We start from the raw sequence: 11,495 nt of genomic DNA, 5'->3' as shown, positions 1-11,495 counted from the left end.
TTACGGGATTACCAAACGGACCTCCGTGCCCTCCTGGAGGGAGCGGCTGACCGTGCAGTACTTCGCGTGCACCCGCTCCGCCACCGCCCGGAAGACCTCGTCCGCCTGCTCAGAGGGGACTTCGACGTCATAGGTCACCGTGACGGGACCCAGCAGGTTCGGCTCGATCTTCTCCGATTCGACGCTCATCGCCAGGCGGATCAGCCTTTGCCCACGCTTGGCGGTCAGGGGCTCCACGGACACGATGTTGCACCCGCCCACCGCCGCGAGCAGCAGCTCGACGGGCGTGAACACGCCCTCCTCGTCGCCGCTCCCGATCCGTACCTCCGCGCCACGGGCGTTCGTCGCCCGGAACCCGCCCTCTTCGGTCCGCTCAACACGTACGTTAGCCATGTTTCAGACACTACTCAGACGGCTCTCATGTTCGGCGCGCATCGTCTATCCCATGGCTAGCGAGGCAAAGGCTAATCAGCCTCTCATCGTGTTCTGGTGCGGTGTGGCGGTCGCGGAGTTCGGGGCGATCCACCCGGGGTTCGGCTACCCGTGGCGCCCGTCCGCGTGGGCCGTCGCCGCACTACTGGTGACGCTCGGGCTGCTGTCCGCCAGGGCGCCGGAACTCCTGCGTTCGGAGCAGGTCAGGCGGCGCCTGCGCCTGGCCGGGTACGTGGCGGGCACGCTGCTGGTGACGCACCAGCTCAGCTCGACCGCCTATGTGACCAGCGCCAGCCGCACCGGCTCGCTCCTCCTGTACGGCATCGCGGCCGTGATGGCCGTCTGGCACCACGGCGTACGGGCCACGACAAGGGGCTCCCTGCTCATCGTCACCGACCTCGAACCCGCCGGGCTGCGCGACCTGCTCGCCACCCGCACGGGCGACACCGTGACGGTCTACCGGACCGACCGGGTGACCGACGAACTGCGCGAGCTGGAGGCCGAGCACGGCCTGGTGCTCGTCGCCGGCGAGGAGCACGACCCCCGGGCCAAGGAACGGCTCAGCGCCTCGGGGCTGCGCCGCCAGGTGCCCGACATCGCCGAACGCACCGTGATCGTCGCCGGACCCCGGCCCTTCCAGAGGTACGTCCGGGGCGCCCTGACCCGGCTATCCGTACCAAGGGCGCAGGTCAGGACAACTCGTTTCAAACCCAAGCCTAGGGTTTAACCAGGCATTACGCGCGCCGTGGGACGGTTGCTGCGAACGAGGAGGCAAGGTGACGACTTTCCCCGGAAGCGCCCGTGTCGAAATGGTCATGGGCATACCGGTCAGCGTGGACATCCGTACCGCCCTGCCGCGGCGTGAGCTGGCCCCCGTACTCGACGACGCCTTCGCCTGGCTGCGCTGGGTGGACGAGACGTTCAACCCCGCCAAGGAGGACAGCCAGATCAGCGCACTGAACCGCGGTGGGACCATCCGGCAGATCCCGGAGCTCATCGAGGTGCTGCACCGCTGCGACGAGCTCAGCGAGGCGACGGGCGGGTGGTTCGAGTCCCGCATCAACGGCGTCATAGACGCCTCCGGCTATATCAAGGGCTGGGCGCTCGAACGGCTCTCCCGCGCGCTGACCAACGCCGGCGCCGTCGATCACCGCATCAACGCCGCCGGGGACATCAGGGTGCGCGGCTCGGCCGCCCCCGGCAAGCGCTGGCAGATCGGCATCCGTGATCCGCGTACCGACCTGGTGCGCCGGGTCGTGTTCACCCACGACCTGGGCATCGCCACCACGGGCGGCGCGAAGGTCGTCGATCCGCGCACCGGAATCAAGCAGAACAGCCTCGGGTCGGTCACCGTGCTCGGCCCCGACCTGAGCGCCGCCGACGCCTACGCGACGGCGATGTACGCCATGGGGCCGGTGCTGGCCAGGCGCTTCTCCATGGAACTGGCGGCGGCCGGGCCGTACGAGACCATGATCATCAGCCGTGACGACCAGGAGGTCAGCACGCCCGGCTTCGCCGCCTACGGAGGCCCGGAAGCCCGCCTGGCGGGCTGAGGCGCCTTTCGGGCGGCGCGGAGCAGAGCGGCCGCGGAACAGAGCAGCCGCGGAACAGAGCAGCTGTGGGGTGGAAGCGCTAGGCCTCGGGATGCTTGCTCAGATATTCGATGTAGACCGGCCGCAGGGCCTCGCCGAGCTCGCCTTCGCCGGCCGCCAGGGCATCGCTGAGCAGCGCGGACACTCGGCTGAGGTCGTTGGCGGTCTCGGTGTCGTGCCCGCTGGCGGCCTCGGCCGCCGGGATCACGCGCAACAGGTTCCACAGAAAGCCCAGATCGCCGTGGCGCACGGCGTAGCTGACCGCGCGATCGTGCAACTCGCTGGCCGACAGCGATTCGAATCCATCCGAGTCCATCTCGCTCCCTTCCCCCGACTGCCTCTTCCCAGCGTTGCCCCTCGGTAACGCCTCTCGGTAACGCCTCTCGGTAACGCCTGTCGAGACGGCTGGCACAGTGGGTGGCCGGGCGGCACATATCCGCTCATCATGCTGTGCCTCTATCGGAGCACCGATCGGTAATGGGAGGATCAACCAGCGTGAGATTCATCATCAGAACCCTGGCGGCCGCGGTCGCCCTCTGGGTCGCCATCCAGTTCGTCCCTGGCATCCAGCTCGCCGGCGCGAACACCCCCAAATACTGGGGCACCCTGCTCATCGTCGCCCTGATCTTCGGCCTGATCAACGCCATCGTGAAGCCGATCATCAAATCGCTGGGCTGTGCCCTGATCGTGCTGACGCTGGGGTTGTTCCTCCTCGTGATCAACGCGGCCATGCTGCTGTTGACGAGCTGGATCTCCGGCCAGCTCGACATCCCCTTCCATGTCGCCAACTTCTATCCGGCCGCCTTCTGGGGCGCGATCATCATCAGCGTCGTCAGCTGGTTGCTCGGCCTGTTCATCCCCGACAACGATTGAGCCCGATGGAACTCGACGGTGCCGGTCTGACCTGCGCGCAGGTCCATGCGGTGGCGTACGGCGCGGCCCGGGTCACGATCTCCTCACTGGATCGGGCCCGGGCGGCGTGGGGTGCCGCCCAGGGGCTGACCGGCCCCGTCTACGGCCAGAGCACCGGGGTCGGCGCCAACAAGGACGTGGGCGTCGAGGAGGGCGGGCTCGACCTGCTGCGCAGCCACGCGGGCGGAGCCGGGCCACTCGTGGCGCCAGAGCGGGCCAGGGCGATGCTGGTGGTACGGCTCAACCAGCTGCTGGCGGGCGGCTCGGGCGTCGATCCTGGCGTGCTGCCGGTGCTGGCGGAGGCGATCAACGACGGCTTCACGCCCCCGATCCGTACCTACGGCGCCATCGGCACCGGCGACCTGACCGCCCTCGCCACCACCGCGCTGTGCCTCCTGGGAGAAATGTCCTGGCAGGGACCAACGTCTCCGCAGGGATCAATGTCTGGGCCAACCTCTCCGCAGGAACCAATGTCTGGACCAATGTCTCGGCAGGAACCGACGGCCGGACCGGGACCGAAGGCCACGGACGTACCGGCCGCCGGGGAAGGAACGACGGCTCCGGTGGGCGGGCCCCGTTATCCGCTGGCGTCCGGTGACGCGTTGCCGTTCATCAGCTCCGGGGCCGCGACGCTGGCCGACGCCGCCATCGCCGTGCACCGGCTGCGCGTCCTGCTGGACGCCGCCGTCGACGTGGCGGCGTTCAGCTTCGTCGCGGTGTCGGCCTCGGCCGAGCCGCTGGCCGCCGCCGTACAGGAGGCCCGGCCGCACCCCGGCCAGGCCACCACGGCCGCCCGCCTGCGCGGGCTGCTCTCGCGGGAGCTCGCCGCGCGCATCCAGGACCCGTACGGCTACCGCGCGTTCGCCCAGGTGCACGGTGCCGCGCTGGACGCGCTCGGCCGCGCCGGGAGCGTCGTCGAGACCGACCTCAACGCCGCCACCGAGAACCCGCTCATCGCCGACTCGCTGGCCTGGCACAACGGAAACTTCCACTCGGCCCCGGTCGCGCTGGCCCTCGACGCGCTGCGCGCGGCGCTGGTGCCGACGGCCCAGCTCAGCGTGGCCAGGCTGGCCACGCTCATGGAGCCCGCCTACACGGGGCGGCTGCCGTTCCTGGCGGCGCGGCCGGGCGGGTCGGGGGCGTTGATCCTAGAGTATGTGGCTCAGGACGCGCTGGCCGAGCTGCGCCACCTCGCGAACCCGGTCACGGCCGCGACCGCCGTCATCTCCCGGGGGACAGAGGATCACGCGGGGTTCGCGACGCAGGCCGCGCGCTATGCCCTGCGCTGCGTGGAGCCGCTGGAGATCGTGCTCGCCTGCGAGCGCGTCGCCGCCACAAGGGGCCCCGATGTCCCCGACCGTCCCCTCTCGGATGACCTCGACGCCGCACGGGCGCTGCTCTCACAACCTTTTCGATCTTGTACGGCAAGCGGTGGGAACCCGCCACCCACCGCACGGGGCTGAGGACCTCCAGGAAGACGGCCGCTGACCGGCACAGACGTCCCGCCGTTACGGCCCGCGGAACACACACACCGCCCGCCGTTACGGCCCGCGGAACACACACCGCCCGCCGTTACGGCCCGCCCACGCCCGGCAGGCGCCCCACCGAGCCGCGTTCGCGGAGTGTCGGCTGCTGCACGACCCGGCGGCGCCGTGTCCCCCCGTCGGCCGCCGCCGACATGAGGCGTACGGCCGCTCGCACGATGCCGTCGATGTCCCAGTCGACCGTCGTGAGCCCCGGCGTGAGCAGGCCCGACATCGGGTGGTTGTCGTAACCCATGACCGAGACGTCGCCCGGGATCGACAGCCCCAGCTCCGCCGCCGCCGCGTAGACGCCGTAGGCGATCGAGTCGGCGAAGCAGAACACCGCGCTCGGCCGGTGGGCGTCGAGGATGCGGTGGGCCGCGTCGGTGGCCGCCGCCAGGCCGTGGGGCGCGGTGGCCACCACGATGTCGAGGCCGAGGCGGTCGGCTTCGGCGGTGACGAGCACGTCGGCCGGACGGTCGGGGGTGCTGGTCATGGTCGGCGTCAGGAGGGCGATCCGCCGATGGCCCAGGGCATGGAGGTGTTCGAGCGCGAGGGTGACGCCGCGGCGGTTGTCGAAGACCACTTCGCCGGCCGTGCCCGCCAGTGAGTCGCCGATCGCCACCACCGGCAGCGACTCGCACAGCTCCGACCAGAACGGCGCCGCCGGGTCGACGGGCTGCACGATCATGCCGTCGACCCGCTGGTCGCGCAGCTGCTGGGCCAGCGCCCGCTCGCGGGCCGGGTCGCCGACCGCGTCGAGGATCAGCGCGTAGCGGTCCTTCTCCCGCAGGCCCCTGCTGATGCCGACGGCCAGCGACTGCTGCCACAGGTCCTCGAGTGAGCCGCAGAGCAGCCCGATCATGTTGGTGCGCCCGCTGGCCAGGGCCCTGGCGATGGGGTCGGCCTCGTAGCCGAGCTCCGCGGCGGCGGCGCGGACCCGCTCCATGGTCTCCTCGGAGACCTGCATGCCACGCAGCGCGTAGGAGACAGCGGCCGGCGACAGACCGGTCGCCTGGGCCACTTCCCGGATCGTCGCTCTCTTCCGCGGCATCCAGCCAGCCTATTGCGTGGCACCGACAGAAGCTCGCATGCCGAAGAGACCGCCGGCGGGGTTCGTCCCCCTCGGGGGGCATGCGGCCAACCGTTGACATTTGTCCGGTGAAGCGGTTCACTGAACCGTATCACTGAAACGGTTCACAACCTTGAAGTTCCAGCGTGATAGGTTTACCTGCAATACTAGTAGGAAATAGAGGGAGGTGTGGTCGTGATCATCGACATCCATCAGCATTTGTGGACCGGAACATTCGTCGAAGCGCTCCGCGCCCGGACCACGCCCCCCTACCTCGACGGCTGGACGCTGATCCTCGACGGCGAGCCGCCCTACGAGGTCGACCCCGCCGACCACACCGACCGGGACGTCACCGGGCTGGAGCTGGCCCTGGTCTCGCTGTCCAGCCCGCTCGGCATCGAGTTCCTGCCTCCGGAGGAGGCGTGGCCGCTGCTCGACGCCTACCACGAGGGCGCGCTCGGGCTGCCCGAGCCGTTCGGCGCATGGGCCTCGACCTGCCACAGCGAGCCCGACCCCGACCGCCTGGCCAAGGACCTCGACCGCGGGTTCGCCGGGCTGCAGATCCCCGCGACGGCCCTGCCCGACGACCGCCTGCTGGGCGTGCTCACGGACCGGGACCTGCCGCTGTTCATCCATCCGGGCCCGGCCGCCGCCACGCCCGGCACACCGTCCTGGTGGCCCGCGCTCGTGCCGTACGTCCAGCAGATGCACGCGTCGTGGCACTACTTCCACGCGGTCGTCCGGCCGCGCCATCCCAGGCTGCGCGTGTGCTTCGCGCTGCTGGCCGGGCTGGCCCCGCTCCACTCGGAGCGACTGATCGCGAGGGGCGGGACGGGCCGCGGCCTGGTGGACCCCGGCTGCTTCGTGGAGACCTCCTCGTACGGCCCGCGCGCGATCGACGCGATCGTCCGCGAGCTCGGCGTCGACGTCGTGGTCAACGGCTCCGACGCCCCCTACGCCACCGCACCCGACCCGGGACTCGGCGAGGCAGCCGCCCACGCCATCCGGGTCACCAACCCCCGTCGTCTACTCGGCCGAAAGGAGACCCGTACGTGAGCGAGCAAGTCCTCGAGCACCCCGGCATGAATCGAACCCAGGACGGGGGTGCCTGTGCTCGGCTCCCGGAGCGCACACTGGACCGGCGCGAGCTGCGCAAGCTGGTGAACGACCTGGCAGCCGACCCGGCCGAGTGGCGCGACCAGGTGGAGTTCCCCGCCGACGGCGGCCGGCACTACGCCTCGCTCTACCGTGACGCCTACGTCGACGTCTGGCTGCTGTGCTGGCGGCCCGAGGACGACACCGGCTGGCACGACCACGACATCTCCTCGGGCGCGGTCCACGTGGTTCAGGGCGCGCTGCTGGAGTGCAACCCGCGCATCGGCGGCGAGCACCTGGAGACCGTGGTGTCGGAGGGCCAGTCGTTCTCCTTCGGCCCGGACCACATCCACCGGCTCAACGGCACCGTGGACAACAGCGTCTCGATCCACGCCTACTCGCCGCCGTTGTGGCGGCTCGGCCAGTACTCCATCGACGACACCGGCGTCATGCGCCGCGTCTCGGTCAGCTACGCCGACGAGCTTCGTCCGATGGACGACGCGGTCGTGGCCTGAGCACGCAGCAGCTCGCGCAGGGCTCCACGTCGGGCAGCGCGATCCACAGGCAGCAGGTTTTGCGGAAATAGCCGTCGTCGGCGGGCTCGATCAGCCCGTCGACCGGCTTGCCGATCTCGGCCAGCAGCGCCATGTAGTCACCCGCCACGAACTGCGTCAACGGGTGGGCGAACGCCTCCGCGGTCGAGCCCCAGAGCGTCCGCTCACCCACTCTGGCCATCCGGCTGAGCACGCGTACGAGCGGCTCCTGCGACTCGGCCAGCGCCTGCCTGATCGGCGCGACGCCGGAGCCCCAGCTCACGCGGGAGGCCGCGATCGTCACCCCCGCCCCGGACACCTTGAAGTACGTGTCGGCCGGCCGCATGGTCGGCACCCGCCCATCGAGCGCCCAGCCGAGCGCCATCGGCATCGTGTGCCAATAGCCGTAGGTCTTCCAGAACAGCGCGGCACCGACGTGGCGCGGAGCGCTCCAGCGCGCCGCCGTCTCGTCGACCAGCTCCGCCAGCAGTGTGTACGGCGGGCGCAGCAGCTCCGAGGCGGCCGTCCAGGTCTCGTCCGGCGTGATGACCAGGCCGGGTTCGACCCCGATCACCCCGCCGCGCTCGTCGGCCAACCGCTGCAGCGCCTCCGTCAGCACGTGAGTCCTTCCGCTACCGGTAAGCCTTGTCCAACGTAGCAGGGCGCCCCGCGAACCAGCCGGCCAGGAGCTGCGCCCCCAGCACCCCGAGCCCTGTCAGCAAGGGCACCGTCCACCCGCCGGAGACCTGCCTGAGCAGCCCGAACAGCACCGGCCCCAGCGCGGCCACCGCGTACCCCACCGACTGGGCGACCGACGACAGCGCGGTCACCGACGCCGGGTCGGGCGCACGCAGCGCGATCAGCAGCAGCGCCAGCGCGAACGAGCCCCCCTGCCCGACCCCGAGCACGACCATCCACAGCCACGGCAGCCACGGCGCGGCGACCGGGGCCAGCAACATGCCGAGGTACCCGGCCACAGTCAGCAGCCCCGCCCCGATCACGAACGGCACCTGCGACGGCCGCCGCCCGGCCAGGACCGGCACGGCCAGCGTGGCGCCCACCTGGACCAGGTTCGTCACGCTGAGCAGGTAGCCGGCCTGGTCGGCGGGCAGGCCGGCGTCATGGAAGATCGTCGGCAGCCAGGCCAGCAGCACGTAGAAGGTGAACGACTGCAGACCCATCAGCGCGGTCACGTACCAGGTGACCCGGCTGCGCAGCACCACCCCGAACGGCCGCGGCCCGCCCTGCGGCCCGGCCTGCCCGCGCAGCGCCTGCGGCAGCCAGAGCAGCGCGGCCAGCAGCGCGGGCACGGCCATCAGCGCCGACACCCCCCGCCAGCCGTAGCCCGTGGCATGCTCAATGGGGATCACCAGCGCCGAGGCGGACGCGGCGCCGCCGACGATCGCGGAGCTGTAGACGCCGGTCATCAGGTTGACCCGGTCGGGGAAGTACTCCTTGGTGATGCCGGGCATGGCCACGTTCATCACGGCGATGGCGGTGGCCGCGATCGCCGAGCCCACATACAGCGCGGGGACGCCGTCGAGGCCGCGCAGCACCACGCCGGCGGCCAGCACGAGGAGCCCGGCGAGCAGCGTACGGTCCAGCCCGATCCGGCGCGCGAGCAGCGGCGCGATCGGCCCGAACACGCCCAGGCAGACCACCATCACCGTGGTGATCCCGCCGCCGGCGGCGGGCGTGAGGCCGACGTCGTTCATGATCTCGTCGAGGAGCGGGGAGACGCCGGCGATCGCGGGCCGCAGGTTCAGCGCGGCCAGCACGAACCCGGCGATGAGGAGTGCGGATCTCAACGACATAGAACCTCTACTCTCCCATAACCCTTTGACAACGTTGTCTAGGCGTCCTACTTGGGAAAGGATCCAAGGGTGAGACCGACGATGAAGGATGTCGCCCTGGCAGCCGGGGTGGCACTCAAGACCGTCTCGCGCGTCGTGAACGGCGAGCCGGGCGTCAACCCGGCGACGGCCCAACGGGTGCGCGAGGCCATCGACCGGCTGGGCTACAGCCGCAACGAGAGCGCCAGAGTGCTGCGCAGGGGCCGCACCTCGACCGTCGGGCTGGTCATCGAGGACGTCGCCGACCCGTTCTACGCGGGGCTGAGCCGGGCGGTGGAGGAGGTGGTCATCGTTGAGGGCTGCCTGCTGTTGAGCGGCTCGTCCGGCGAGAAGCCGGCCAGGGAGCGCGAGCTGGTGCGCACCTTCTGCGCCCGCCGGGTCGACGGTCTGATCGTGGTGCCCGCCGGTGACGACCACTCCTACCTGCGTGCCGAGCTCGACGCCGGGACGCCCGCGGTGTTCGCGGACCGACCGCCCGGGCCCGGGCTGGACGTCGACACCGTGCTCAGCGACAACGCGGGCGGCGCCAGGGAGGCCGTCGGCCACCTCCTGGCGCACGGTCACCGCCGGATCGCCATGCTCGGCGACCATCCGTCGATCTTCACGGCGGCCGAGCGGCTGGCGGGTTACCGCGCGGCCCTCGGCCCGCTCTTCGACCCCCGGCTGGTGGCGATGCGCGGGCCCGCGCCCGATACGGTCCGGGACGACCTGGAGCGCATGCTGGCGCTGGACTCGCCGCCGACCGCCCTGTTCACCGGCAACGGGCGGCTCACCGTGACCGCGCTGCGCGTCCTGGGCGGGCGGCGGATGGGGCTGGTCGGGTTCGACGACTTCGAACTGGCCGACCTGCTGACGCCCGGGGTGACGGTGGTGGCCCAGGACCCGGCCGGGATGGGCCGGGTGGCCGCCGAGCTGCTGTTCCGCCGCCTGGCAGGGGACGGAGGGCCGTCGGAGCACGTCGAGCTGCCGGTGCGCCTCATCCCCCGCGGCTCGGGCGAACTACCTCCGTGACCTCCGGACCCGCCTCGGGACCAGCGTCTCCGCCGACGCCAGGGCGGGCGTCTCCGGCGGAGGCGGGGACGCCCGCCCTGGCGTCGCGTCTCCGGCGGCGGCGGCGGGGCGGAGATCTCCAGCCGGAGCCGGGCTGAGGTCTCCGGCCGGGCGAGCTTCCGGGCGTAGTGCGCCTGACAGGGCCAGGGCGACGAGGACGCCCGCGATGCCCGCCGCGAAGATCGCCGGTCCCGGGCCGATCGCCTCACTCAGGACGCCGATCACCGCCGCGCCGATCGCCTGCCCGGTCATCAGCCCGGCCGACAGCAGCCCGAACGCCTGGCCGCGCACCTCCTCCGGCACCGCGTCCACGAAGCGCCGCTGCAACCCGAGCTGGTAGGACACCCCGGCGGCGGACACGGCGGCCAGCACCGCCGCCCACGCCACGCCAGGCGCCATCAGGAAGGCCAGCCACGGCAGCCCGATCAGCACCGCCAACGGCAGCGACAGCCGCTCCCTGACCGCCGGAGCCGCGAACCGCCCCACAGTGAACTCCCCGACCGCCATCCCGCCGGCCGCCGCCGCCAGCACCACCCCCGCCTGCCCCTGACCACCCAGATAGGGCACGACCATCGCCTCGGCCCCGGCCAGGCACATGATCGGCAGCCAACTCGCCAGCACCAGCCCCCGCACCCGCCGATCGACCATCAGCGACCGATTCACCCGCAGAGTCACCCGCACGGCCCCACCGCCCGCGCCGCGAGCCGCCTCCGCACCACCCACCGCCGCGCCACCAGCCGCCGTACTACCGGCAGCCGCCGTACCACTGGCAGCCGCGCTCCGGCCGGGACGGTGAGGCAGGCCGTACCGGAGCACCAGGGCGGCCACCGCCGAGAGCGCCGCCGTGACCGCCAGCGCCCCGCGCGGCCCCGTGACCGCCAGGAAGGCACCCCCCACGGCCAGCCCCGCGATCTGGGCGCCCGCCGAGGTGACCCCCATCAGCGACCGCGCCAGCACGAACGCGTCCCCGGGCAGTATGTCGGGCAGCAACGCACTGCGCGCCGCCCCGAACACCGGCGCGAACAGCCCCGTCACCAGCACCAGCCCGAGCATCACCGGCACCGGCAGTCCGGCGAAGGCCAGCAGCAGGCACACCACCACCCTGACCAGCTCGCCCACGACCATCACCGCCCGAGGGGGCAGCCGATCGGCCAGCGAGAGCAGGAACATCCCGCCCAGGATGTACGGCAGCCACCCGGCCATGTACGCGGCGGCCGAGAGCCCAGGCGACCCCGTCTCCGCGTACACCAGCACCGACAGCGCCAGCATCTTGATCGAGTCCCCGGAGATCAGCAGCGCGAAGCTGCCGAACAGCACCCGGAACTCCCGTACCGCGAACACCTGCCCGAAGGTGGCCCCACGCTCGGTCAACCCGCACCCCCACATCGAAAGGGCGGCTCCGGAGGGAGGTCTCGGAATCGCCGGTCACGATG

Annotated in this window: 13 protein-coding genes; 7 read left to right on the top strand and 6 right to left on the bottom strand. The window is 71.6% G+C overall.

The features are described from left to right. Positions 1-393 (bottom strand): OsmC family protein, encoded by a 393-nt coding sequence (locus tag AB0H88_RS13185; protein ID WP_357643851.1) that lies wholly within the window; start codon positions 391-393, stop codon positions 1-3. Positions 394-445: 52 nt separating this feature from the next. Here AB0H88_RS13185 and AB0H88_RS13180 point away from each other — a divergent pair, with 52 nt between their 5' ends. Both AB0H88_RS13180 and AB0H88_RS13175 read left to right on the top strand, forming a co-directional pair. Beyond that, a complete protein-coding gene (locus tag AB0H88_RS13180; RefSeq protein WP_357643849.1) occupies positions 446-1,159 on the top strand; it encodes a hypothetical protein in 714 nt (237 codons plus the stop codon). Positions 1,160-1,208: 49 nt separating this feature from the next. Further along, complete coding sequence (locus AB0H88_RS13175) at positions 1,209-1,985, top strand: FAD:protein FMN transferase (RefSeq protein ID WP_357643848.1); 777 nt, start codon at positions 1,209-1,211, stop codon at positions 1,983-1,985. 79 nt (positions 1,986-2,064) lie between these two features. Here the strand turns inward: AB0H88_RS13175 and AB0H88_RS13170 are convergent, their stop codons facing one another. Beyond that, the gene (locus AB0H88_RS13170) at positions 2,065-2,340 is read right to left on the bottom strand and encodes a hypothetical protein (protein ID WP_225291914.1); all 276 of its coding nucleotides are present in this window, start codon (positions 2,338-2,340) and stop codon (positions 2,065-2,067) included. A 179-nt stretch (positions 2,341-2,519) separates the two neighbouring features. Here AB0H88_RS13170 and AB0H88_RS13165 point away from each other — a divergent pair, with 179 nt between their 5' ends. Continuing rightward, positions 2,520-2,897, top strand: a complete 378-nt coding sequence (locus AB0H88_RS13165; protein WP_357643846.1) for a phage holin family protein — start codon at positions 2,520-2,522, stop codon at positions 2,895-2,897. Positions 2,898-2,902: 5 nt separating this feature from the next. Then, a complete protein-coding gene (locus AB0H88_RS13160; RefSeq protein ID WP_357643844.1) occupies positions 2,903-4,399 on the top strand; it encodes an aromatic amino acid ammonia-lyase in 1,497 nt (498 codons plus the stop codon). Positions 4,400-4,508: 109 nt separating this feature from the next. Here the strand turns inward: AB0H88_RS13160 and AB0H88_RS13155 are convergent, their stop codons facing one another. Next, positions 4,509-5,513, bottom strand: coding sequence for a LacI family DNA-binding transcriptional regulator (locus tag AB0H88_RS13155; protein WP_357643842.1), 1,005 nt, complete (start codon positions 5,511-5,513; stop codon positions 4,509-4,511). 213 nt (positions 5,514-5,726) lie between these two features. Here AB0H88_RS13155 and AB0H88_RS13150 point away from each other — a divergent pair, with 213 nt between their 5' ends. Together AB0H88_RS13150 and AB0H88_RS13145 are read left to right on the top strand one after the other, a co-directional pair. Further along, positions 5,727-6,587 carry an amidohydrolase gene (locus AB0H88_RS13150; RefSeq protein WP_357643840.1) on the top strand — a complete coding sequence of 287 codons (861 nt, stop codon included), beginning with the start codon at positions 5,727-5,729 and terminating at the stop codon, positions 6,585-6,587. Further along, entirely contained in the window at positions 6,584-7,141 is a 558-nt protein-coding gene (locus AB0H88_RS13145) for a cysteine dioxygenase family protein (protein ID WP_357643838.1), read from the top strand. Before AB0H88_RS13150 ends, AB0H88_RS13145 begins: the two co-directional genes overlap by 4 nt. Here AB0H88_RS13145 and AB0H88_RS13140 read toward each other — a convergent pair. Both AB0H88_RS13140 and AB0H88_RS13135 read right to left on the bottom strand, forming a co-directional pair. After that, on the bottom strand, positions 7,092-7,778 hold the full coding sequence (locus AB0H88_RS13140) for a hypothetical protein (RefSeq protein WP_357643836.1): 687 nt from the start codon (positions 7,776-7,778) through the stop codon (positions 7,092-7,094). The two genes, AB0H88_RS13145 and AB0H88_RS13140, sit on opposite strands and share 50 nt — an antisense overlap. A gap of 13 nt (positions 7,779-7,791) precedes the next feature. After that, complete coding sequence (locus tag AB0H88_RS13135; protein WP_357643834.1) at positions 7,792-8,973, bottom strand: MFS transporter; 1,182 nt, start codon at positions 8,971-8,973, stop codon at positions 7,792-7,794. A gap of 81 nt (positions 8,974-9,054) precedes the next feature. Between AB0H88_RS13135 and AB0H88_RS13130 the strand changes: the two genes are divergently transcribed. Then, positions 9,055-10,023 carry a LacI family DNA-binding transcriptional regulator gene (locus AB0H88_RS13130; protein ID WP_357643832.1) on the top strand — a complete coding sequence of 323 codons (969 nt, stop codon included), beginning with the start codon at positions 9,055-9,057 and terminating at the stop codon, positions 10,021-10,023. Here AB0H88_RS13130 and AB0H88_RS13125 read toward each other — a convergent pair. Then, positions 10,012-11,433 (bottom strand): MFS transporter, encoded by a 1,422-nt coding sequence (locus AB0H88_RS13125; protein WP_357643830.1) that lies wholly within the window; start codon positions 11,431-11,433, stop codon positions 10,012-10,014. The two genes, AB0H88_RS13130 and AB0H88_RS13125, sit on opposite strands and share 12 nt — an antisense overlap. Positions 11,434-11,495 lie beyond the last annotated feature (62 nt).

Origin of the sequence: Nonomuraea sp. NPDC050680, assembly GCF_040654555.1 — a bacterium.
GTDB lineage: Bacteria > Actinomycetota > Actinomycetes > Streptosporangiales > Streptosporangiaceae > Nonomuraea.
Note: the sequence above shows the minus strand (reverse complement) of the source record. Positions and strands in the feature narration are given on the sequence as shown.

What these genes read in the sequence shown, in the direction of transcription:
- AB0H88_RS13185 (WP_357643851.1), bottom strand. Translation starts at nt 393, where the DNA reads ATGGCTAACGTACGTGTTGAGCGGACCGAAGAGGGCGGGTTCCGGGCG.
- AB0H88_RS13180 (WP_357643849.1), top strand. Translation starts at nt 446, where the DNA reads ATGGCTAGCGAGGCAAAGGCTAATCAGCCTCTCATCGTGTTCTGGTGC.
- AB0H88_RS13170 (WP_225291914.1), bottom strand. Translation starts at nt 2,340, where the DNA reads ATGGACTCGGATGGATTCGAATCGCTGTCGGCCAGCGAGTTGCACGAT.
- AB0H88_RS13160 (WP_357643844.1), top strand. Translation starts at nt 2,903, where the DNA reads ATGGAACTCGACGGTGCCGGTCTGACCTGCGCGCAGGTCCATGCGGTG.
- AB0H88_RS13155 (WP_357643842.1), bottom strand. Translation starts at nt 5,513, where the DNA reads ATGCCGCGGAAGAGAGCGACGATCCGGGAAGTGGCCCAGGCGACCGGT.
- AB0H88_RS13135 (WP_357643834.1), bottom strand. Translation starts at nt 8,973, where the DNA reads ATGTCGTTGAGATCCGCACTCCTCATCGCCGGGTTCGTGCTGGCCGCG.
- AB0H88_RS13130 (WP_357643832.1), top strand. Translation starts at nt 9,055, where the DNA reads ATGAAGGATGTCGCCCTGGCAGCCGGGGTGGCACTCAAGACCGTCTCG.